Here is a 22,768-nt window from a genome sequence, read left to right as displayed (position 1 = left end):
GTTTTCAAAACGCAGACGATGTACGCGCCGTTTGCGTTCAAGTCACCAGGTGCATGTCACCAACGCATTGGAGTAGCGCCGATGACCACGATTGTTTCCGTTCGCCGCGGCGAACAGGTCGCCCTGGCCGGCGACGGACAGGTATCGCTGGGTAATACGGTCATGAAGGGCAACGCCAGCAAGGTCCGCCGTTTTCATCGCGGCCAGGTGCTGGCCGGCTTTGCCGGCGGCACGGCGGATGCCTTCACGCTGTTTGAGCGCTTTGAAGCCCAGCTTGAGAAGTATCAGGGTCATCTGGCCAAGGCCGCCGTGGAGCTTGCCAAGGAGTGGCGCACCGACCGCGCCCTGCGCAAGCTCGAGGCGATGCTGGCCGTGGCCGACCGCCATTCCTCGCTGATCATTACGGGCACCGGCGATGTGCTGGAACCCGAACACGGCATCATCACCATCGGTTCGGGCGGTCAGTATGCCAACGCCGCCGCGCGCGCCCTGGTGCAGAATACCGACCTGTCAGCGCGTGACATCACTGAAAAGAGCCTCGCGATTGCGGCAGATATCTGTGTGTACACCAACCACAACGTGACGCTCGAATCACTGGACTGATCATGACCGAGACTTCCATGTCCCATCAAAACGCCAACAGCAATCACATGACCCCGCGCGAGATCGTGCACGCGCTGGATCAATACATCATCGGCCAGGCCGAAGCCAAGCGCGCCGTGGCGATCGCCCTGCGCAACCGCTGGCGCCGCATGCAGCTCGATGACTCGCTGCGCCCGGAGGTCACGCCCAAAAACATTTTGATGATCGGCCCGACCGGCGTGGGCAAGACCGAAATCGCCCGCCGCCTGGCCAAACTGGCCAACGCGCCGTTTATCAAGATCGAGGCAACCAAGTTCACCGAAGTCGGCTACGTCGGGCGCGATGTCGAATCGATCATTCGTGATCTGGTGGAAGCGGCCATCAAGCTGGTGCGTGAGCAGGCCAAGTCACAGGTCGGCCAAAAGGCCGATGACGCCGCCGAAGAGCGCATTCTCGACGCCCTGCTGCCGCCTGCCCGTGGCAGCGAATACGACAGCGGCAAGGGTCGTGACAGCGCCACGCGTCAGACCTTTCGCAAGCAGCTGCGCGAGGGCACGCTCGATGACAAGGAGATCGACATCGAGCTGTCACCGGCCGGTCAGGGCATGGACTTTCAGGCCCCGCCGGGAATGGAAGACATGGCCAACCAGCTCTCCAGCATGTTTTCCAACATGGGCAAGCAGAACAAGGAGACGCGCCGTCTCACCGTGAAGGAAGCTTTCAAGCTGGTCCGTGATGAAGAGGCTTCAAGGCTGGTCAACGATGACGATCTCAAGGCCCGGGCCATCGAAGCCGTGGAACAAAACGGCATCGTGTTTCTCGACGAGATCGACAAGGTGGCCAAGCGCGCCGAATCCGGCAGCGGTGGCGATGTCTCTCGCGAGGGCGTACAGCGTGACCTGCTGCCGCTGATCGAGGGGTCCACGGTGTCCACCAAGCACGGCATGGTGCATACCGATCACATCCTCTTTATCGCCTCTGGCGCGTTCCACCTCTCCAAGCCCTCGGATCTGATTCCGGAGCTGCAGGGTCGCCTGCCGATTCGCGTGGAGCTTTCGGCGCTGTCACCGAACGAATTCAAGCGCATTCTGACCGAGCCGTCGGCCTCGCTGACGCGTCAGTATGAAGCGCTGATGAAGACCGAAGGGCTGGACATCGAATTTACCGATGACGGCATCGAGCGCATTGCGCAGACGGCCTGGCAGGTTAACGAAGGCACCGAAAACATCGGCGCACGGCGTCTGCACACGGTCATGGAACGCCTGCTGGAAGAAGCGCTCTTTGACGGCAGTGACATGAAGGGCCCGCTGGTGATCGACGGCGCCTATGTCGATGAGCGTCTGGGCGAGCTGGCCCGCGATGAGGATCTGTCTCGCTATATCCTCTGAGCGTCTTTATCGTTTGACGCCAACCGCGTATCCTGGAGGGCGGCCCGTTCATGGGCCGCCCGTTTTTTGACATGATGCCCGCCCCGTTCGGAAAAAGGCATCATCCGGTGCGACCCAACATGGAGCCATCCCATGAGTGCCCCCATGCCAACCGGCGTTCACTACCATCAGCGCAGTCGCGAACTGGCGCTGACCTATGACATCGAGGGTGAGGCGCAAAGCTTTCGTCTCAGCGCCGAAATGCTCAGAGTCTATTCACCCTCGGCCGAAGTGCGCGGCCACAGTCCGGAGCAGGCCGTTTTGCAGACCGGCATGAAATATGTCGGTCTCAAAAACGTCACGCCGGTGGGCAATTACGCCCTCAAGCTGCATTTTGATGACGGCCACGACAGCGGTCTGTATACCTACGCCTATCTCTGGGAGATGATCGAAAACCGCGAGCTGTGGTGGGACGACTATCTTCACGAGCTCAAAAAGGCCAATGCGTCACGCGAGCCGCTGGGCATACCGCTGCAGCGCCAGTGACGCCATCCCGAATGGGCGTCAGGACAAATGATGTCCTGAAAGCTACAATGGCTCTCGACAGGCGCGCCCCTCCCGACCGGACAGACAACGCCTTCATGCCCATCGGGCAGGCAGCGCCGCCGATACCAGAATACATGACTTGCAAACGCTGACAGGGGAACGCCATGGACAAGCAGACAACGCACTTCGGCTATGAGGAAGTCCCTGTCGAGGAGAAGGCCGGCCGCGTCGAGCAGGTCTTCGACAGCGTGGCACGCCGCTACGATGTCATGAACGATCTGATGTCGATGGGCGTTCATCGCTTCTGGAAGCGCGTGGCGCTGGAGCGTTCGGGCGTACGCCGCGGCCATGCCGTACTGGACATCGCCGGCGGCACCGGCGACCTGACGGCCAAATTCGTGGAGCGTGTCGGCCCCACCGGTCGGGTAGTGCTGGCCGATATCAACGCCGCCATGCTGCAGGTCGGGCGTGACCGTCTGATGGATCGCGGCATCGGCGCTCAGGTCGAGATCGTGCAGGCCGATGCCCAGGCCCTGCCCTTTCCGGACAACACCTTTGACTGCATTACCATTGCCTTCGGTCTTCGCAACGTCACCGACAAGGATGCAGCCCTTGCCTCCATGGCGCGCGTGCTCAAGCCGGGTGGCCGGCTGCTGATCCTGGAATTTTCAAGACCCGTCAATGCGGTTTTCGAAAAGGTCTATGATCAGTACTCCTTCCATGTGCTGCCCCGCATCGGCAAGTGGGTGGCCAACGATGCCGATTCCTATCGCTATCTGGCCGAATCGATCCGCATGCATCCCGATCAGCCGACGCTCAAGGCGATGATGGAAAATGCAGGGCTTGAGCGCGTCGAGTACACCAACATGACCGGCGGTGTTGTGGCACTGCACCGCGGTATCAAGTTCTGAACGGCCCGTGCGGATGGTGCCCTTCGCTTGGCAGCATCCGCCGGGGCGCTTTCCCGACAGGGTTAACGGCATGACATACGCGTATTTCATGACTTTTCGTCATTGCATTTCTCAAGGGCAGTCCCGCTGATGTCCTTTATTACCCCCGTACTGCTGGCCGGTATCGAAAAGAGCGTCAATCGCTTGCTGGCACGCGACCCGGCGGCGCCGTCTCGTCTGGCGGCCATGGCCGGACAGCGTCTTTTGCTGCGGCTTGAGTCGCCCCGTATCGAAGTACTGGTCATCTTTCATATCCATGGCCTCACGCTCGCCTCGCTGCCCGACGGCGAAGATCGTGACGCCGACACGACCATCGAAATCGATGCCGACACGCTGGGTGCCCTGCTTGGCGGCATGCCGATCCAGTCGCTCATGACCAGCCATCGACTGGTCGTGCGTGGCCAGCTCGGCCTTTTGATGCAGGCCCGTGAGCTGCTCATGGATCTTGATATCGACTGGGAAGGCGCCTTTGCCGAATGGTTCGGCGAGGCACCGGCGCACAGCCTGGCCACCGGCCTGCGACGCCTGGGCCACTTTGGCGTGCACTCATCAAGAAGTCTTGAGCAGGATCTGCGCGAGTACATTCTGGAAGAGGGCCAGTGGCTTGCCGGCCGCGCCCGCTTTGATGTGGCCCGCGATCATCTGACCGAACTCGAAATTGCGACGGACCGGCTGGAAGCCCGGCTTGAACGTCTCAACCGTCGTCTGCGAGGGCATCACTCTTGATGACGCTATGGCGCCTGATCCGTATTGCCTGGGTGGTCACCCGTTACCGGCTCGACAGCCTGATTCCTGCCGAGCGGCTGCCGGGTTATGCCCGCTTTTTGATGGCCATTGCCCCCATCCGGCTGTTCCCGAAAGGGGACAGGACGCGTGGCGAGCGCCTGCGACTGGCCCTGGAAGATCTGGGGCCCATTTTTATCAAGTTCGGTCAGATGCTATCGACCCGGCGCGATCTGATGCCGCCGGATATTGCCGTTGAACTCAAGCGGCTGCAGGATCAGGTACCGCCCTTTCACAGCGAGACGGCGCGCAACATCATCGAGGAAGAACTCGGCGCCCCGGTCGGTGAGCTGTTCGATCACTTTGAACCCGATTCGATGGCCTCGGCTTCCATTGCCCAGGTCCATGCCGCGCGCCTGCACACCGGCGAAGAGGTCGTGGTCAAGGTCATTCGCCCCGGTATCGATAGCGTCATGCGCAACGACATGGCGCTTTTGTATACCTTTGCAAAGGTCCTTTTGAAGGTCTGGCCCGAGGCCCGACGCCTGCGGCCCGTGGAAGTGGTCAAGGACTATGAGTCCACGCTCTTTGATGAGCTCGACCTGCAAAAGGAGGCGGCCAACACCTCCCAGCTCAAGCGCAACTTTCAGCACTCGCCGCTGTTACACGTCCCGACCATCTACTGGCCGCTGACGCGCAAGCGTGTCATGACCCAGGAGCGGGTCAACGGTGAACCCGTGGCCAATACCGAGGCGCTGGAAGCTCAGGGCGTCGACATGCGCCTGCTCGCCGAACGCGGCGTGGAGATCTTTTTTACCCAGGTGTTTCGCGACAACTTTTTCCATGCCGACATGCACCCGGGCAACATCTTTGTTGATATCAGCAATCCGAGCGACCCGAGCTACATTGCCATCGACTGCGGCATCGTGGGCAGCCTCACCCGGGAAGATCAGGACTATCTGGCGCGCAACATCATCGCGTTTTTCCGTCAGGACTATTACGAAGTGGCCATGCTGCACATCGAGTCCGGCTGGGTGGGCGAGGATACCCGCGCCAACGAATTTGCCGCCGCCATTCGCTCGGTATGTGAGCCCATTCTGGAAAAGCCGCTCAAGGACATCTCCTTTGGCCAGGTGCTGATGGGGCTTTTCCAGACGGCGCAGCGCTTTCACATGGAGGTGCAGCCGCAGCTGGTCCTCTTGCAAAAGACCCTTCTCAATATTGAAGGGCTGGGGCGCACCCTGTATCCCGAACTCGACCTGTGGCACACCGCCAAACCCTTTCTGGAGCGCTGGATGCACGAGCGTGCCGGGCCCAAGGGGTTCTGGGAAGAGCTCAAGCGCCAGGCACCGGATCTGGCCCAGCGTATTCCGCAGCTTCCGGTGCTGGCCCATCAGGCCCTGTCCCAGGTCGAAAACGAGCGCAAGCACCGCGAGCAGCAAACGGCCGCTCTGGTCACGCTTCAAAACACCTCGTCGGGCGTACGCCGGGGCGCGCGCCGGATACGCATCGGGCTGATCCTGATCGCGGGCGCTCTGGCCTGGCAGCCCATTTCACAGTGGGCGATGCAGCAGCACTGGAGTATCCTGGCGGCCGCCGGTATCGGCCTGGTGCTGGTGATCTGGCGCTGAGCGGTGCAGATAACATCGACACATTGCGGGCGGTGATGATATAAGCTCCCATCATCCTGAACACGCCCTGGCATGAAACATCAGGAACCCATCTCAATGAGCACGATTCTCGAGCAGCTCGATCAACGCCTGGCCGAGCGGCGCCATGGTGACGCTGATACGTCCTACGTCGCCGGCCTGCACCAGCGCGGTCTCAACAAGATTCTGGAAAAGGTGGGCGAGGAATCGATCGAAGCGATCCTGGCCGCCCGCGATGCCGAGCACGGTGACGAAAGCGCCCGTCAGGCACTGGTCAACGAGACGGCCGATCTCTGGTTTCATTCGCTGGTCATGCTCTCGCATCTGGGATTGGACCATCGCGGCGTGCTTGAAGAGCTGGCACGCCGTCAGGGCATTTCGGGACTCGAGGAAAAGGCATCGCGCACTAACGGCTAACGTTTGCCCCTTTTGCCTGTCCTATCACTACAATGAAGGTGCAGCCCTTGGCGGCACCGGACTTATCAACGACCGTGTCCTGTCGGACACAATGGAGAAACGCCATGTTGGGTGGTATCAGTATCTGGCAGCTTCTAATCGTTCTGGGCATCATTATTCTGATTTTCGGCACGAAAAAGCTTCGCAATCTGGGCGGCGATCTGGGTGGCGCCATCAAGGGCTTCAAGCAGGCCGTCAACGATGATGACGACACGACCAGCAAACCTCAGCAGCGCGTCAAGCATGACGAGACCCCGGGCAACGAGACCATCGATAGCCATACGGACACGCGCGAAAAAGAAGACACCCGGAAATAACTCTCAATGTTCGATGTCAGTTTTCCCGAGCTGATCGTGATCGGCGCCATCGCCCTGGTGGTGCTGGGCCCCGAGCGTCTGCCAACGGCAGCACGCACGGCCGGCCTGTGGCTGGGAAAGATCAAGCGAACGGTTTCCAGCGTTCAGCAGGAGATCACCTCCCAGCTCGAGACCGAAGAGCTGCAGCGCAAGATGAAAAGCCAGCAGGACCGCTTCGATCAGGGGCTGAAAAAGGCCCGGACTGATATCGAGAGTCTGGGAGATGATCCCTCTGCCGGCAGTCGAAAGCTTTCGGACAAGGCCCTTGCTGATGAGCGCTCGTCACAGCCAGCAGACGAGCCACCCAGGGTCGATGAGACACCCGGAACCGATCAGACGCCAGAGCACCCAAAGCCTGATGTCGAATCGTCAACCAGGCCGGCACCGGATCGCCATGCGAACACTGCCGACCCTTCGACTGCCCCGGCGCCGGCCTCCGAGGCCGCTTTTGATGAGCAGAAACCATCCGATGCCGCCGCCTCTCGACCACCGGCATCGGACCGTCATGACAGGGATAACCACGATCGATGAGCCCACAGGACGATAATCAGTCGCAGACACCGCTGATCGATCACCTTATTGAACTGCGCTCGCGCCTTTTACGCGCCATGATCGTCATCGTGGTGGCGTTTGCCGCGCTTTATGCCTTTTCCAATCAGATCTACACCTTTGTGGCCGAGCCGCTCATGGCGCTGCTGCCGCCTGGCTCGCAGATGATCGCCACGGAAGTCGCCTCGCCGTTTCTGGCGCCGTTCAAGCTGACGCTGATCGTGTCGCTGTTTCTGGCCATTCCCTTTGTGCTCTATCAGGCCTGGGCCTTTATCGCCCCGGGCCTTTATGCCAACGAGAAGAAGCTGGCCCTGCCCATTCTGGGCTCAAGCGTCATGCTGTTTTACGGCGGGGCCGCCTTTGCCTACTACGTGGTGTTTCCGCTGCTGTTTCAGTTTTTCACCACCGCCGGGCCGGCAGATGTGCAAATCATGACCGACATCAATGCCTACCTCTCCTTCGTGCTCAAGCTTTTCATGGCGTTTGGGCTGGCATTTGAAATTCCGGTGGCCACCTTTTTGCTGGTGCTGACCGGGGCCACCACGGTACAGGCGCTCACGGCCAAGCGCCCTTATGTGGTCATTGCCTGCTTTATCGTGGGCATGGTGCTGACACCGCCAGACATTATCTCTCAGACACTGTTGGCGGGGCCCATGTGGCTTTTGTTCGAGGTCGGGATCCTCTTTGCTCGTCTCATTCGTAACCCGCGCGGCGGGCGTGACGACGTCGAGATGAACGACACCGACAGCTAGGCAAACCGGCCGCGCGTCAGCGCGGCTGCTCCATCAGGGTATTAACCCGCTCCACCAGCTTGAAAAGCCCCTGAGCGATCTCCGAGGGGCGTTTGCCCATCAGCCAGCCGGGCGTGGTGAGAACACGGTGCTCGATATCCACCACGATCTCGCCCACGCCGACGCTTTTATGTAATCCCCCCATGGCACTGATGGTGCCGGAAAGGGCCGCACTTTGCCCCAGCGTCACCGGAATGGCCTGCTCAAAAAGCCGCGGCACCAGCAGCGCCGCCATGCCGACCAGGGCGATGGGCTTGCGCGCGTCATGAAATTCGTGAAGCCGGGAAACAAGCTGTTCCAGCACTTGCATGGAAGAGCCGCTGACGGCGAAATCGCTCAGTTGATTGATGGCACCATGCCCGCCGGGAATGATGATCGCGCCAAACTCTGCTGACTGCAGTTTGTCCAGCGGATAGATGCGCTCGTGCACCATGCGACACGACTCCACCATGGCATGGCGGCCTTCACTGTCCATGGGCTCGCCGCTGGTGTGGTCAATCACGTGATGCTGCGCCACGTCGGGGGCAAAGCAGCTCCATTCAAGGCCCAGCTGATCCAGGCGCAACAGCACCATCGTCAGCTCCTGCACATCCGTGCCATCCAGCCATCCACATCCGGAAATCACGACTGCTACACGCTTTTTCATGCTGCTGCTCCCATGAGATACATGTCATCCGCCTTCCCGGGCAGACAGGGGTGACCGGCACCAAAGGATGCCTGATCAATTGCGACGATAATCGCCACCGCTGCCGGACAGGCCAGCTATCATGATTGTATTCGTTCATGTCAGGTTTGCGCTGCAGGTGTTCGCTCTTGAGCGCCATGCCCTTGATGCAGGAAAGCACAATGACGGTTGATGATCCGATTCTGCCCGTTTTCATCCGTCAAGGAGATCGTCGCCACAACGCTATGGCATCGCCGCCGGAAACGGGAGGGAATCCGGCAAAAAGCCTATCAGACCATGGATCTGGTTCCACAAGCCCCATTGTGACCCCATGTGGCTTGTGCAGGGCCTGGCCTCATTATCAATATCGCTCCGGGCCCTGTACCGTATATCGTCAGGACGCCATTCCCGGCAATCGGGGCCAGGCAGGCCCCACGCCCGGCGTTAGTGGCGCTGCCTGAGAGCGGCGGCCCAAACACTGCAGAAGGCGACGGTGTGGTCGTGACCAGACCAGCCATGCCCTCTCCGAACGTACTGTATCGCGTCAAACAGGGCGGCGTGCCCCGACTTTCGTCTACCGACACGCCAGGCGCTGGCAGGGCCTGGCTGGATAAAACAACGGTCATGCTGATGTCACTTTTTCAAGGCCAGCCCGTACCGGCGCCCAGGGCAGACTGACTGTCATGAAAGCGTCATGAGAGTTTCCCACACTGGTGGATGCGGTTTTTTGGGCCGCATGTCATTTCCCGGAGAGTTCTCGATGTCATCACTGCCCACTACCCCGGCTTGCGAAACACCCGCCTCAACCGAGAATGACCCTGCCTCGACGTTGAGGATCAACCATACGCATGCCGGCATCCGCGCCAGAGCCGCCGCCAATGCCGCACGCGATCTGGATGATGCCGGGCTCTATTTCAACCGTGAACTCTCGACGCTGAGGTTTCACGTTCGCGTTCTCGAACAGGCACTTGATGAAACCCATCCCCTGCTCGAGCGGCTCACGTTTTTGCTGATTTTTTCATCCAATCTGGATGAGTTCTTTGAAATTCGCGTAGCCGGTCTCAAGCGGCGCATCGCCTACGGCAACGAAACGCCCGGCATGGATGGCCACTCGACCTCGAGCATCTTTCACGACATCGCCACCACCGCCCATGAGCAGGTAGAGCGCCAGTACCATATTCTCAACACCCAACTGATTCCGGCACTGGCCGAGCGCGGCATCCATTTCCTGCGCCGCAACAGCTGGAACAGGGCGCAGCGTGACTGGGTCAGTGCCTACTTCGATGACGAGATCATGCCGGTCATCAGCCCGATCGGGCTGGACCCGTCGCACCCCTTTCCGCGGCTGGTCAACAAAAGCCTTAATTTCATCGTCGAGCTGGAAGGCTGCGACGCCTTCGGCCGTGAGGGCGGCATGGCCATTATTCCGGCGCCGCGCTCGCTGCCCCGTCTGATCAGATTGCCGGAGGCGCTGGAGCGCGAGGGATGTCAGGAATATGTGTTTTTGTCCTCGATGATTCATGCCCACGCTGAACAGCTCTTTCCTGGCATGACGGTACGCGGCTGCTATCAGTTCCGCCTGACCCGCAACGCCGACCTTGCCATGGACACCGAGGATGTGGCGGATCTGGCCTCGGCGCTCAAAAGCGAACTGCTGGCCAGACGCTACGGCGATGGCGTGCGCCTGGAAGTGGCCAACAACTGTCCGGCGCATTTAAGCGACTTTCTGCTCAAGCAGTTTCAGCTCGGTCAGGAGGATCTGTATCTGGTCGATGGCCCGGTCAACCTGAGCCGACTGATGGCCATGATCGGCGACAACGAGCGCAGCGATCTGCGATACAACCCGTTCGTGCCGGGCCTGCCGAAGGCGCTGCGCAAGGATGAGAGCCTGTTTGATCTGATCAGCCGGCAGGATATTTTGCTGCTGCATCCCTGGGAGTCGTTCGGCGTCATCGAAAACTGGCTGGCCGAGGCCGCGCGTGATCCGGGCGTGCTGGCGATCAAGCAGACGCTCTACCGCACCGGCTCCGATTCGGGGGTGGTCAGCGCGCTGGTGGACGCGGCACGCAGCGGCAAGGAAGTGACCGTGGTCATCGAGCTGCGGGCGCGCTTTGATGAAGCCGACAATATCGCGCTCGCCTCTCGACTGCAGGAAGCCGGTGCCAACGTGATCTATGGCGTCATGGCCTACAAGACCCACGCCAAGATGCTGCATATCGTCCGCCGCGAAGCCGGACGCATTCGTCACTACGCCCACATGGGCACCGGCAACTACCACTCAAAGACAGCGAAGCTTTATACCGACTACAGCCTGCTGACGGCGCGCGAAACGCTGTGCGAGGATGTGCACCATGTCTTCCAGCAGCTTTCGGGCATGGGAGAGCCGCGCCATACCGAGCATCTTCTGCATGCGCCCTTCACGCTGCACAAGCGTCTGGTCGAGCTGATCGACCGGGAAACCGCGCACGCCCGCAAGGGGCGCAAGGCCATGTTGACCGTCAAGTGCAACTCCCTGACAGAGCCCAAACTGATCCAGGCGCTGTACCGGGCCTCGCAGGCCGGCGTCATCTGTCAGCTGATCATTCGCGGCACCTGCTGTCTGCGCCCGGGCGTGCCCGGCATCTCCGACAACATCACGGTGCGCTCGGTGGTGGGCCGCTTTCTGGAACATACCCGCGTCTTTTACTTTCACAACGCCGGCAAGTCCGAAACCTGGTGCTCCAGCGCCGACTTCATGGAGCGCAACATGTTCCAGCGCGTCGAGACCTGCTTTCCTCTGCTGGACAAAAAGATCGCCCAGCGGGTCAGAAAGGATCTGGATACCTACATGCTGGACAACTGCCAGAGCTGGACGCTACAGCCGGATGGCCACTATGAAAAGCGCTGCCCGGGCAAGGATGAAGCCGCCATCAGCGCGCAGGAAACCCTGCTGTACGCCTACGCGGCACGGCCCTGAATCCTTCGTCAGCGGCACTTTAAAAAGGCCCGGACACCCAGGGTGTCCGGGCCTTTGCTTTTACGCCAAAACCGTCTCGTCGCAGCTCAGGCGTACTGCGCCATTGATTCCTTTTTGGACAGGCGCTGCGCGGCACGGCGCAGGTGATGTTCGCTGTCGGTCCACCCAAGGCAGGCGTCGGTCACGGAGACGCCATAGTGCAACGTGCCGCCCAGGGGCTGTTTGCCTGCCTCCAGATGGCTTTCAAGCATGACGCCGACCAGTGATGAGGTGCCCTCAAGACGCTGGCGAATGACTTCGTCAAGCACCAGCGGCTGTCGAGCCGGGTCCTTGCCGCTATTGGCATGAGAGCAGTCCACCATGATGGCCGTTGAAACACCGGCCCTGCCGAGCGCATCAATGGCCCGCTGAACGCTTTGAGCATCATGATTGGGCCCCTGATGGCCACCGCGCAGCACCAGGTGCGTATTCGGATTGCCGCTGGAGTGTAAAAGCGCCGGACAGCCATTGTCATCAAAGCCCGGATAGCGATGACCATGGCGACTGGCGCCCATGGCATCGATGGCAACCTGAATGCCGCCGTCGGTGCCGTTTTTGAATCCCGTGGGCATGGGCAGCGCACTGACCATCTCGCGGTGAATCTGTGACTCGGTGGTCCGTGCCCCGACGGCGGCCCAGCTGATCAGATCATCCATATAGGCGCTCAGCATGGGCTGAAGCAGTTCGCAGGCAATCGGCAGGCCCAGTGCCGTGATATCACGCATGAGCCGGCGCGTACTGGCCAGCCCTTCTGCCATGTTGTCACTGCCATCGAGATGCGGATCATAGACCAGTCCCTTCCAGCCCACGGTCGTACGCGGCTTCTCGACGTAGACCCGCATGACCAGCACCATGCTGCCAGCCACCTCATCGGCAAGCCCTTTCAGGCGCCGGGCATAGTCAAGCGCACTGTCGCGATCATGAATCGAACAGGGCCCCATCACGACCAGCAGACGTGAATCCCGCCCGTCCAGAATGTCTCGAACCGCCTGGCGATGACCGGCGATCTGCTCTTTTAAAGCGGGCTCAAGCGCAATGGCCTCCTTGAGGGCACTCGGTGTTGGCAGCGGCTGGGCAACACCCGGGCCACCGGCGATACCGTTTTGATCAGCGCAGGTGGCAGCGGCAGGCTCGACAGTATTGAGTAAGGCGTTCATGGCGTTTTTCTATCCTTTAACAGCGTAACAATCGGGATTCTGGAGCGCCCTGTGCCAGCACGCCGACGGCCAGCGCTCGAAACGCCGTCAGCGTGTGGTTAAATCGCCAGTCAAAAGTCGAATCGTTGTTATAAGTCATGGTCATGCTGCTCTCCTGATGGCTATCGGGCCGTTGACCCGTGACATGAAAAACAAAAAACCCCCGGTGGCATGCTGCCAACCGGGGGTTTCATGGGTGGGCAGCACGGTAGACACCGGCACGCCCTGATGACTCAGGCGTGCCTGTCTCTAAACCAATAGCCCACTGGATAACCGACCGTGCCATGGACACGCGACAACACGGCCATCGCCTGAGGCGAGTGCCGTGTCGGTGTGTCATTGAGCACGAAATGTGGCATGCAGGTTATCCTGATCAACGATATCTGGTTCGACTGTCCGGGGGTCAGGGACCCCGTGGTCAATCATCCGAGACTAGCATGGCTGACTCAGATGAGAAACTCCTTCCAGATAAACAGTGCCGGCAGCGCGGCCGCCAGCGATATCACTACGACGCCGGCCACAATACCGACCAGCAATGCACGATCCTTAAGTAACGTCGACGGCGATGTCATGATGGCCACCTGTCACGGTCGTTGGAACAGCGTTGTTGTTGAACACCAAAAATATCCGGCGACCCGGTCGCCGACACCAGTTCACTTCACATGGCGTCCGCCGTCAACAGGCAATGTGGTCCCTGTGACGAAAGCACTATCGAGCAGATAGCGCACGCCCTGCCAGATCACCCGGGGCCCGGGCACCGCGGGCAGGGCCGACCGGGCGTTGAGGTGCGCCACATAGTCATCACCGTCGTCGGCATTGAGCATGATGCCGGCAGGCGCGATGGCGTTGACCTTGATGTCAGGCGCAAAACGCCGAGCCATGGACAAGGTCAGATTCTCGAGCCCGGCCTTGGTGGCCGCATAGGCCATATGCTTTCTTGATCCGTGGGAGGCGCTGTAATCCGTGACATGGATGATGTCGCGCATCGGTTCGGGACAGGCCATCAAAAGCGCATGAGCATGCACATTGATAAGATAGGGCGCCTGCATATGAACCTGAAACATCAGGGCAAAGTCCTCGCCACGCGAGGCGCTGTCCTCATCGCGCTGCCAGTGCGAAGCATTGTGAATGATCGCCCGCAGCGCACCGGTGTGCGCCTTCAACCGGGCAATGAAATCCAGAATGTCGGCCTCGTTGGAGAAATCGGCATACAGCGCGGTAATGCCCCGACGTCGCAGCGCCTCGATGGCGGGGCGTTCGCGGCGATAGGTGATGATGACCGGGTGGCCATCGTCATGCAGGCGTTCGGCACAGTAGCGGCCCAGTCGCTGACCGCCGCCGGTGATCAGTATGGGCGCCTGGCTCATGACGCCGCGTCCTGCCCCTGCACTCGAGGCGCGTAGCTGAAGACATCGGAAAAGATTCGCTTGGCCATGGGCTCGATCCGGGCCAGCGTGTCCACCACGGCGTACACCATGCCGGGTGAGCCGGCGATAAAGATGCTGGCCTCGTCGGCACGTTGAACGCGGTCATGCAGAGCGTTATCGATACGCTCGACCACACCGTCAAAATCCTCTTCACCAGGCAACTCCACCACGGGCGTAAAGCTGAACTGCTCGTGTTGTTCGGCCCAGTGGCGCGCCTGAAGCTCCATGTAAAGCTCGCTGCGCGCGCGTGCCGCCCACCATAGATGGATGGGACGCTCGGGATGCAGAGCAAGCGAGGCCTCGATGATGGATTTCATCTGTGCAAATCCGGTGCCAGCCGCGATCAAAAGCAGCGGCCGCGGATCATCGAGCTCCAGCACCGACTCCCCGCCGGCCAGCGAGACCTCGATCTCGGCGCCCACGTGGAGCTGTTCAAACAGCGCCCGTGCGTTGTCGCTTTCGGCCACATACTGGATGTGCAGTTCGAGAATGCCCTCACCGTTGGGCGCATTGGCAATCGAAAACGGCAGATGATTGCCCTGTACCACCAGCGTCAGATACTGACCCGGGGCAAACAGGATCTGTTGCGGGTCGCCACGCAGAAAAAGGCGATAGACATCGGCCGATAGCGTTTCCATGGTCTCGACCCTACAGGTCAGCGTCCTGGCAGACATGGTGCTTCCTTCAATCGATAGAAATGCAGCAGTGCATTGTGTCGGTAACTCCCGAGCCGTTGACGGCTCAGGTATTGATGCCGTAGTCGTCCCAGCGCTCGTCCACCCGGGCCTTGATCTCATCGCTCATCACAATCGGCGTGCCCCACTCGCGCTGGGTTTCGCCCGGCCACTTGGACGTCGCATCAAGGCCCATCTTGGAGCCCAGACCGCTAACCGGCGAGGCAAAGTCGAGATAGTCGATCGGCGTATTGTCCACCATGACCGTATCGCGGGAAGGGTCCATGCGCGTCGTGATGGCCCAGATCACATCTTTCCAGTCGCGGGTGTTGACGTCATCATCCACCACGATCACGAACTTGGTGTACATGAACTGACGTAAAAAGCTCCACACGCCCATCATCACGCGCTTGGCGTGTCCCTGATACTGCTTTTTCATCGACACCACGGCCAAGCGATAGGAGCACCCTTCGGGCGGCAGATAGAAGTCGACGATTTCAGGAAACTGGCGACGCAGAATGGGCACAAAGACCTCATTGAGCGCCACGCCCAGCACGGCCGGTTCATCCGGCGGGCGCCCGGTGTAGGTAGAATGATAGATGGGATCGCGGCGATGGGTAATGCGCTCGACGGTAAAGACCGGGAAGGTATCGACTTCGTTGTAATAACCGGTGTGATCGCCGAAGGGGCCTTCCGGCGCCATGTCATCAGGATAGATATGGCCTTCCAGCACGATCTCGGCGCTGGCCGGCACGCTGAGATCGGCGTGATGACACTTGACCAGCTCGGTCTTGGAGCCGCGCAGCAGCCCGGCAAAGGCGTACTCGGACAGCGAGTCGGGCACCGGCGTCACAGCGCCCAGAATGGTGGCCGGATCAGCGCCCAGCGCCACCGCCACCGGAAAGGGCTCGCCCGGATGCGACTGCTGCCAGTCGCGAAAATCCAGCGCCCCGCCGCGATGGGACAGCCAGCGCATGATCAGGCGATTTTTCGACAGCTTCTGCTGGCGATAGATGCCCAGATTCTGGCGCTCCTTGTGCGGCCCTTTGGTAATGACCAGAGGCCAGGTCACCAGCGGCGCGGCATCCCCCGGCCAGCAGTGCTGAATGGGGATGACATCCAGATCAACGTCGTCACCTTCCAGTACAACCTCCTGACATGGCGCCTTTTTGACGTGGCGCGGCCCCATGCTCATGACCTGCTTGAAAATCGGCACCTTCTGCCAGGCGTCACGAAATCCCTTGGGCGGCTCGGGCTCCTTCAAAAAGGCCAGCAGCTCCCCGACCTCGCGCAGGGCACCCACGCTGTCCTGTCCCATGCCCAGCGCCACCCGGCGCGGCGTGCCAAACAGATTGGCCAGCACCGGCATCGTGCTGCCACGCACGTTTTCAAACAGCAGGGCCGGTCCTTCATCGCGCAGCACGCGATCACATATCTCGGTCATTTCCAGATGAGGGTCGACTTCAGCGGTAACACGCTTGAGCTCCCCCATCCGCTCGAGCCCCTGGATAAACTCCCGCAGATCGCGATACTTCATGCCGATCCTTCCCGTAATAAAGCAAAGGGGCAGCATAGCATGCTGCCCCTCTCATGCAGGCGCCTTCCGACAACGCCCGTGACACCGCAGGACGCGCTAGCGGCGCTTCATGGCCTCGAAGAATTCCAGATTGGTCTTGGTATCCTTCAACCGGTCGATGAGAAACTCGGTGGCCGCCACATCTTCCATCGGATTGAGCAGCTTGCGCAGAATCCACATGCGCTGCATTTCGTCCTCTGAGGCGATCAGGTCTTCACGACGCGTGCCGGAGCGGCGGATATTGAGCGCCGGATAGACACGCTTCTCGGCCAGCTTGCGGTCCAGATGCGCCTCCATGTTACCGGTACCCTTGAACTCCTCGAAGATGACTTCATCCATCTTGGAGCCGGTATCCACCAGCGCGGTCGCCAGAATGGTCAGGCTGCCGCCCTCTTCGATGTTACGAGCCGCACCGAAAAAGCGCTTGGGCTTTTCAAGAGCGTGGGCATCCACACCACCGGTCAGCACCTTGCCGGAGCTCGGCACGACGGTGTTGTAGGCACGGGCCAGACGGGTAATGGAATCCAGCAGGATCACCACGTCCTTTTTATGCTCGACCAGACGCTTGGCCTTTTCGATCACCATTTCGGCGACCTGCACGTGACGCGCCGGCGGCTCATCGAAGGTGGAGGCCACGACTTCGCCGCGCACGGTACGCGACATCTCGGTGACCTCCTCCGGACGCTCATCGATCAGCAGCACAATCATGTGGCATTCGGGATTGTTGCGGGTAATCGAATTGGCGATGTTTTGCAGCATCATCGTCTTGCCCGCCTTGGGCGGCGAGACGATCAGACCGCGCTGGCCCTTGCCGATCGGCGAGGTCAGGTCAATGACGCGCGAGGTAATGTCTTCCGTGGAGCCGTTGCCGATCTCCATGACCAGACGCTCCTGGGGAAACAGCGGCGTCAGGTTTTCAAACAGGATCTTGTGCTTGGCGTTCTCGGGTCGATCAAAGTTGATCTGATTGACCTTGAGCAGCGCAAAGTAGCGCTCGCCTTCCTTGGGCGGACGAATCTTGCCGGCGATCGAGTCGCCCTTGCGAAGATTGAAGCGGCGAATCTGCGACGGAGAGACATAGATGTCATCAGGGCCGGCCAGATAGGAAGAGTCGGCACTGCGCAGAAAACCAAAGCCATCCTGAAGGATTTCGAGTACGCCATCGCCGTAGATATCCTCGCCGCTTTTGGCGTGCTTTTTGAGGATGGCGAAAATGATGTCCTGCTTGCGCGAACGAGCCAGATTGTCGATGCCCATTTCCTGGGCAACTTCCAACAGCTCGGGAACAGTCTTTTGCTTGAGTTCGGTTAGATTCATCGGCTTGATTCGGAAATCGCTTTAGTCAGCATGGCTGTAAGAGATGCGGCCGGGACAGGAAACGGTATCTTGAATACCGCCTGATTGTAATCAGAGCCCGCGGGGTCTCGACGCCTGATGGTTATTGAAACCCCGGCAATGGAGATACACCCGAAAAGCGCCTCGTTCGAAGGAAAGAAGTAATATGACGGTAAAACCCGAGTTCAGCACCGACAGCTTCAGGGTCCGTTCGTCTGCTTGAGAAATGGCGTGACAGACTGGGAGAAAAGCAATATGACCCTGCTGGCTCGCTCGGCGGCTGGCAAGCAGCTGAAATCAGGCGAACGCACCGATGTTAGACAACGCTGATCACTGACGCAAGCCCTTTTATCGCGCCGGGAAGCGCCGACTTCGGCGCCTCTGACCAAAGCCTTATTTAAAGATGCTCATCAAGCAGCTGCTGTAGCTGGGTTGTGGAAAGTGCCCCGACACGTGTGGTCTCAAGCGTGCCATCAACGAAAAGACACAGGGTCGGCACCCCACGGGCCCCCAGGCGTGTGGCAAGCCCGGGTGAGGCGTTGATATCGACGCGATAGACCTTCACACGCTCGGCGTAGTCTCCGGCCACATCTTCAAGCACGGGCATCAGAACCCGACAGGGACGGCACCAGTCGGCGGTCAGCACAATCAGTGCCGGTTCGTGCTTGTCGGCCACTTCCTGCTCAAAGCGGTTTTCATCCAGATCAATGATGGTGCTCATGCTTCTCCCCGTTGACGTCTTGTTATCGTCTGCCTTCCGGGGCGAGCTGCCCGTTTAAGCAATTGACATGATATCAGCCTGATATCACTCTTTGGCGAACCAATACCTGACCGAATGGGCCTGATGGACGGGGCCTGCAAGGACAGCAACGCCATGGATATCGGCTCATGACGCATGTTCAGACACTACCCTCTTCCGGCCCGCTACGCCTGGCTGCCGTGGACCTGGGCTCCAACAGCTTTCACCTTTTGATCGTGGATGCCGACAACGGCCATTTCACCGAACTTGAAAAGTGCAGCAAAAAGGTACAGCTCGCCGCCGGGCTTGACGACCAGGGCCGTCTTGATGAAAGCGTCATGATGCGGGCCCTTGAATGCCTGCAGGAGTTCGGCACCATCATCGATGAACACCGGGTGGATCGGCTTCGGGTCGTGGGCACCAATGCCCTGCGCTCGGCCGCCAACAGTATCGATTTCGTGATCCGCGCCGAGCAGTGTCTGGGCCAGCGAATCGAGACCATTTCGGGTCGCGAGGAAGCACGCCTGATCTATCAGGGCGCCTCTACCGCCTGGCAGGACGATACCGCAAACTGTCTGGTGGCCGACATCGGCGGCGGCTCGACCGAGCTGATCGTGGGCGCCGGTACCCGGCCGCTGGCGCTGGAAAGTCTGGAAATGGGCTGTGTGGCCTATACGCGTCGCTTTTTCGACAGCGGCGAGATCACCGAAGCCACCATGCAGGCCGCCGAGCAGGCCGCCCTGCTCGAGCTTGCCAACATCACCACGCACTATCGCCGCCTGGGCTGGCAGCGTGGCATCGGTACCTCGGGCACCATCAAGGCCGCCGCCGCCACGCTCAAGGCGATGCAGCCGCACCTGAAAAAGGGCGAAATCACGCGCGACGGGCTTTTGGACCTGCGCCGGCAGCTGATCGAACAGGGTCATCTGGACCGGGTCAGCATGGCCGGTCTCAAAAGCAATCGGGCCCGGGTCTTTCCCGCCGGCGTGGCCATTTTGAGCGCCATTTTTCAGGCACTGGATCTGACACACATGCAGCATACCAGCGGTGCGCTTCGTGACGGGGTATTGCTGGATCTGCTCTCACGCGACACCCGCCACGACGTGCGCCACATCACGCTGGGCGACATGCAGCGTCAGTATCAGGTCGATACCCGACACGCCGAATACGTGGCCGCCACGACGCTGGTGCTGTTTGACCAGGTGGCCTCCGCCCTGGCGCTCGATGATGCTTCCCGCCAGCTGCTGGAACAGGCGGCCATGGTCCATGAGATCGGTCTGGGGGTCGCCCACAACCGCTATCACCAGCACGGCAGTTACCTGCTGGCCAACAGCGACATGCCGGGCTTTTCGCTGCCCGACCAGCTCACCCTGGCCTGGCTGGTGCAGGCGCATCGTCGACAGTTCCCCGAACCACCCCCTGAACATCGTGCGGCACTGCCTGCAGGCGATCTCATGCACCTGGCGCGCCTTTTGCGACTGGCCGTGGTGCTGTGCCGCGCCCGCGACCCCGACAGTGACTGGCAGCCCGAGCTGCGCGCCGATGACCAACGCCTTGAGCTGGCCTTCGCCAGGCCGGTGCCCGAGCTATTGCAGCAGGACCTGGCACTTGAGCGTCAGTGGCAGCAGCGGGCCGCGTTAACACTTGTCATCGATACGCCCTGAGTCATCAGGGCGCGCTTCCAGCGTCCAGCCATCGGCCGCCAGCCGCAGCGGCCCCAGCACGCCGACCGGGTCACTGTCGTGCCACACAACAACGATCCGGTCGCGCTGCCAGGGCGGGATGGCCTGCTCCTGCAGCAGCTTTTTAAGCGTTCGGCGCTGCCCGCGCACCTGAAGTTTTTCTCCACCAGCGCGCGGCGCTAGCGTCAGTGCCGGCTTCTCGCCTGCCGGGGGCCTGATTTGATCGCCAATGACGCCCAGCGGTGTCGCGATCGGCGCCTGGCCATCCCATGTCATTGACCATGCGTGATCAGGCGCTGCCACATCGTTTTCGACCATCAGAAACAGGGTATCTCGCCACAGACGCGCCTGACCGCCGGGCCAGTCGATGTGCACCTGACGGTCCACCCCGGCACGGGCCAGCTGGTCCAGCAGGGTCTCCAGCCGTCCACGCGGCGGCGAGGCCAGTCCCAGCTGCTCGATCGCAGTTGTCATGACCAGCCGCTGTCTTGGCCGGCTCAGCGCACACAGCGGCTCGCGCGGCAGCCGGTCGGGCGCGCCACCCAGCGCCGCGAGGTCCATTGCCGCCAGCGCCTGCAAAAGCGCATCAACCTCGCGCAGATGGTCAGCGCTGCGCGCCATCTGTTCGGCAGCCGCCGGCCAGCGCGTCTTGAGAGGTGTCATGACCCGATGGCGCAGGTAGTTGCGATCCTGATGATCGTCGTCGTTGGTGGGGTCGTCACACCAGGCAATGGGCTCATCGGCCAGACAGGCATCGATCTCCTCACGCGCGGCCTGCAAAAGCGGCCGCTCGAGCCGGCCTGCCCCCAGCGCACGATGCGCGGGCATGCCGGCCAGCCCGCGCACGCCGCTACCGCGCATCAGGCGATACAGCAGCGTTTCGGCCTGATCGTTTTGATGATGGGCCATCCACAGGGTATCACCGGGCGCCAGCAGGGCTTCGAACACGGCGTAGCGTGCGCGACGGGCCCGGGCTTCCAGCCCGTCGTCACCCTCAGGAGTGACTCGCTCGACCCGCAACGCTACGCCCAACTGCTTGCAGGCGCGACGGGCCGACTCGACAAAGGCCTCGGCCGCCGGCTGCAGCCCGTGGTGGACATGAATGGCGTGCAGAGTGATATCGGGATAGCGTCGAACCGCGCGGGCGGCCAGCAGCAACAGACAGGTACTGTCACGCCCGCCCGACAGCGCCATCCAGAGCGTTGCGGCGGGCGAGCGCTCGTGCAGCGCTGCCATGGCGTTTTCGATGCGTGCTTCAAGTGACGGTGTCATGACTGGAGGCTCCCTGCTCGGAGGTGGTGACCATCAAAAACGGGAAGGCAGAGCCTTCCCGTTTTGTATGCCTCCCTGGTCGCGGTCGCGATCAGTCGAGCGCACCATAGCTCATCAACCGCTCGTAGCGACGCTCCAGCAGGGACTGGGTGTCCATGGCCTGGAGCACATCCAGCTGATGCAGCAGCGACCCCTTGAGGCGGCGTCCCATTTCGGAGACGTGACGATGCGCACCGCCCAGCGGCTCCTCGATCAGCGTATCGACAAACCCGAGCTCCCTGAGCCGGGTCGCCGTGATGCCCATGGCCTGAGCCGCATCCGAGGCGCGATCAGCACTTTTCCACAGGATCGAGGCACACCCTTCCGGGGAAATGACCGAATAGGTGGAAAACTGCAGCATGGACAGCGAGTCGCACACGCCGATGGCCAGGGCGCCGCCGGAGCCACCCTCACCGATCACGGTCGAGATGATGGGCGTTTTCAGACGCGACATGACTGCCAGATTGCGGGCGATGGCTTCACTCTGACCGCGCTCTTCGGCATCGATGCCCGGATAGGCGCCGGGCGTGTCGATGAACGTCAGAATGGGCATGTGAAAGCGCTCGGCCATCTCCATCAGTCGGCAGGCCTTGCGATAGCCTTCCGGACGCGGCATGCCAAAGTTGCGGCGCACCTTGTCCTTGACCGTGCGGCCCTTCTGATGGCCGATGACCATGACGGGGCGGTCATCAAGACGGGCCACGCCGCCGACCAGGGCGGCGTCATCGGCAAAGCTGCGATCGCCGTGCAGCTCATCGAATTCGGTGAAGATTTCGGCAAGATAGTCCAGCGTGTAGGGGCGCTGGGGATGACGAGACAGCTGAGAAACCTGCCACGAGGTCAGATCGCGAAAGATCTGCTCGGTCAGCTTGCGGCTCTTGTCCTCGAGCTTGGCAATCTCGTCACTGATGTTGATCTTGCTGTCGTTGCCCACCAGCCGCAGTTCTTCGATCTTGGCCTGCAGTTCGGCAATCGGCTGTTCAAAGTCGAGATAGTTCGGATTCATAGGGTACGTCACAGAGCTCTTTCATCAACGCGAGCAGCGCAGGGCGTGCACGACAGTATCGGCCTGGACCGTCGCAGCATGGAAAGGCAGCGCACGGCGTCGGTGAATCGGTGGGCCATTATCCCATTGTGGGCGTTGGGTGCAACCATGGTTCGATATCTATTGTACCGTGATGCGATACCGGGCCATCTCGA

22 protein-coding genes are annotated in these 22,768 nt (G+C 60.9%); 12 read left to right on the top strand and 10 right to left on the bottom strand.

Going from position 1 to position 22,768, the window contains the following annotated elements; genetic code table 11:
* Positions 1-81: 81 nt before the first annotated feature.
* From hslV to tatC, 10 genes are all read left to right on the top strand, one after another.
* Entirely contained in the window at positions 82-603 is a 522-nt protein-coding gene (gene hslV, locus ACS92L_RS00245) for an ATP-dependent protease subunit HslV (RefSeq protein ID WP_438766238.1), read from the top strand.
* 2 nt (positions 604-605) lie between these two features.
* Entirely contained in the window at positions 606-1,970 is a 1,365-nt protein-coding gene (hslU, locus tag ACS92L_RS00240) for an ATP-dependent protease ATPase subunit HslU (protein ID WP_438766237.1), read from the top strand.
* 132 nt (positions 1,971-2,102) lie between these two features.
* Positions 2,103-2,495, top strand: a complete 393-nt coding sequence (locus ACS92L_RS00235) for a gamma-butyrobetaine hydroxylase-like domain-containing protein (protein ID WP_438766236.1) — start codon at positions 2,103-2,105, stop codon at positions 2,493-2,495.
* 164 nt (positions 2,496-2,659) lie between these two features.
* Positions 2,660-3,406: a bifunctional demethylmenaquinone methyltransferase/2-methoxy-6-polyprenyl-1,4-benzoquinol methylase UbiE gene (gene ubiE, locus ACS92L_RS00230; protein WP_438766235.1), complete on the top strand. Its 747-nt coding sequence runs from the start codon at positions 2,660-2,662 to the stop codon at positions 3,404-3,406.
* Positions 3,407-3,535: 129 nt separating this feature from the next.
* A complete protein-coding gene (locus tag ACS92L_RS00225; RefSeq protein ID WP_438766234.1) occupies positions 3,536-4,171 on the top strand; it encodes a ubiquinone biosynthesis accessory factor UbiJ in 636 nt (211 codons plus the stop codon).
* Positions 4,171-5,799 (top strand): ubiquinone biosynthesis regulatory protein kinase UbiB, encoded by a 1,629-nt coding sequence (gene ubiB, locus ACS92L_RS00220; RefSeq protein WP_438766233.1) that lies wholly within the window; start codon positions 4,171-4,173, stop codon positions 5,797-5,799. Before ACS92L_RS00225 ends, ubiB begins: the two co-directional genes overlap by 1 nt.
* A 96-nt stretch (positions 5,800-5,895) precedes the next feature.
* A complete protein-coding gene (locus ACS92L_RS00215) occupies positions 5,896-6,234 on the top strand; it encodes a phosphoribosyl-ATP diphosphatase (protein ID WP_438766232.1) in 339 nt (112 codons plus the stop codon).
* A gap of 104 nt (positions 6,235-6,338) precedes the next feature.
* On the top strand, positions 6,339-6,590 hold the full coding sequence (gene tatA / locus ACS92L_RS00210; RefSeq protein ID WP_438766231.1) for a Sec-independent protein translocase subunit TatA: 252 nt from the start codon (positions 6,339-6,341) through the stop codon (positions 6,588-6,590).
* 6 nt (positions 6,591-6,596) lie between these two features.
* Positions 6,597-7,160, top strand: coding sequence for a Sec-independent protein translocase protein TatB (gene tatB, locus ACS92L_RS00205; RefSeq protein WP_438766229.1), 564 nt, complete (start codon positions 6,597-6,599; stop codon positions 7,158-7,160).
* A complete protein-coding gene (gene tatC / locus ACS92L_RS00200) occupies positions 7,157-7,930 on the top strand; it encodes a twin-arginine translocase subunit TatC (protein ID WP_438766228.1) in 774 nt (257 codons plus the stop codon). The genes tatB and tatC overlap by 4 nt, the downstream gene beginning before the upstream one ends.
* 16 nt (positions 7,931-7,946) lie before the next feature.
* On the opposite strand, the gene elbB is transcribed toward tatC, so the two are convergent.
* Positions 7,947-8,615 carry an isoprenoid biosynthesis glyoxalase ElbB gene (gene elbB / locus ACS92L_RS00195; RefSeq protein WP_438766227.1) on the bottom strand — a complete coding sequence of 223 codons (669 nt, stop codon included), beginning with the start codon at positions 8,613-8,615 and terminating at the stop codon, positions 7,947-7,949.
* A 778-nt stretch (positions 8,616-9,393) separates the two neighbouring features.
* Here elbB and ppk1 point away from each other — a divergent pair.
* Positions 9,394-11,589 carry a polyphosphate kinase 1 gene (ppk1, locus tag ACS92L_RS00190; RefSeq protein WP_438766226.1) on the top strand — a complete coding sequence of 732 codons (2,196 nt, stop codon included), beginning with the start codon at positions 9,394-9,396 and terminating at the stop codon, positions 11,587-11,589.
* 86 nt (positions 11,590-11,675) lie between these two features.
* Here the strand turns inward: ppk1 and ACS92L_RS00185 are convergent, their stop codons facing one another.
* The 7 genes from ACS92L_RS00185 to ACS92L_RS00155 form a co-directional block, all read right to left on the bottom strand.
* Positions 11,676-12,785 (bottom strand): 3-deoxy-7-phosphoheptulonate synthase, encoded by a 1,110-nt coding sequence (locus tag ACS92L_RS00185; RefSeq protein WP_438766225.1) that lies wholly within the window; start codon positions 12,783-12,785, stop codon positions 11,676-11,678.
* A 16-nt stretch (positions 12,786-12,801) separates the two neighbouring features.
* Entirely contained in the window at positions 12,802-12,930 is a 129-nt protein-coding gene (locus ACS92L_RS00180; RefSeq protein WP_438766224.1) for a hypothetical protein, read from the bottom strand.
* A gap of 547 nt (positions 12,931-13,477) precedes the next feature.
* On the bottom strand, positions 13,478-14,191 hold the full coding sequence (gene folM / locus ACS92L_RS00175; RefSeq protein WP_438766223.1) for a dihydromonapterin reductase: 714 nt from the start codon (positions 14,189-14,191) through the stop codon (positions 13,478-13,480).
* Complete coding sequence (locus tag ACS92L_RS00170) at positions 14,188-14,889, bottom strand: FAD-binding oxidoreductase (protein WP_438766222.1); 702 nt, start codon at positions 14,887-14,889, stop codon at positions 14,188-14,190. The genes folM and ACS92L_RS00170 overlap by 4 nt, the downstream gene beginning before the upstream one ends.
* 103 nt (positions 14,890-14,992) lie before the next feature.
* Positions 14,993-16,462 carry a 4-hydroxy-3-polyprenylbenzoate decarboxylase gene (gene ubiD, locus ACS92L_RS00165; protein WP_438766220.1) on the bottom strand — a complete coding sequence of 490 codons (1,470 nt, stop codon included), beginning with the start codon at positions 16,460-16,462 and terminating at the stop codon, positions 14,993-14,995.
* Positions 16,463-16,558: 96 nt separating this feature from the next.
* Positions 16,559-17,818, bottom strand: coding sequence for a transcription termination factor Rho (rho, locus tag ACS92L_RS00160; RefSeq protein ID WP_086620628.1), 1,260 nt, complete (start codon positions 17,816-17,818; stop codon positions 16,559-16,561).
* Between the two features lie 415 nt (positions 17,819-18,233).
* Positions 18,234-18,557 (bottom strand): thioredoxin family protein, encoded by a 324-nt coding sequence (locus ACS92L_RS00155; RefSeq protein WP_438766218.1) that lies wholly within the window; start codon positions 18,555-18,557, stop codon positions 18,234-18,236.
* Between the two features lie 167 nt (positions 18,558-18,724).
* Between ACS92L_RS00155 and ACS92L_RS00150 the strand changes: the two genes are divergently transcribed.
* Positions 18,725-20,239, top strand: a complete 1,515-nt coding sequence (locus ACS92L_RS00150; RefSeq protein WP_438766217.1) for a Ppx/GppA phosphatase family protein — start codon at positions 18,725-18,727, stop codon at positions 20,237-20,239.
* On the opposite strand, the gene tilS is transcribed toward ACS92L_RS00150, so the two are convergent.
* Both tilS and accA read right to left on the bottom strand, forming a co-directional pair.
* Entirely contained in the window at positions 20,213-21,529 is a 1,317-nt protein-coding gene (gene tilS / locus ACS92L_RS00145) for a tRNA lysidine(34) synthetase TilS (protein ID WP_438766216.1), read from the bottom strand. The genes ACS92L_RS00150 and tilS overlap by 27 nt on opposite strands.
* A 91-nt stretch (positions 21,530-21,620) precedes the next feature.
* Complete coding sequence (gene accA / locus ACS92L_RS00140; protein WP_438768519.1) at positions 21,621-22,574, bottom strand: acetyl-CoA carboxylase carboxyl transferase subunit alpha; 954 nt, start codon at positions 22,572-22,574, stop codon at positions 21,621-21,623.
* Positions 22,575-22,768 lie beyond the last annotated feature (194 nt).

The sequence above is a fragment of the Kushneria halocnemicola genome (genome assembly GCF_965650455.1).
Taxonomy (GTDB): domain Bacteria; phylum Pseudomonadota; class Gammaproteobacteria; order Pseudomonadales; family Halomonadaceae; genus Kushneria.
Note: the sequence above shows the minus strand (reverse complement) of the source record. Positions and strands in the feature narration are given on the sequence as shown.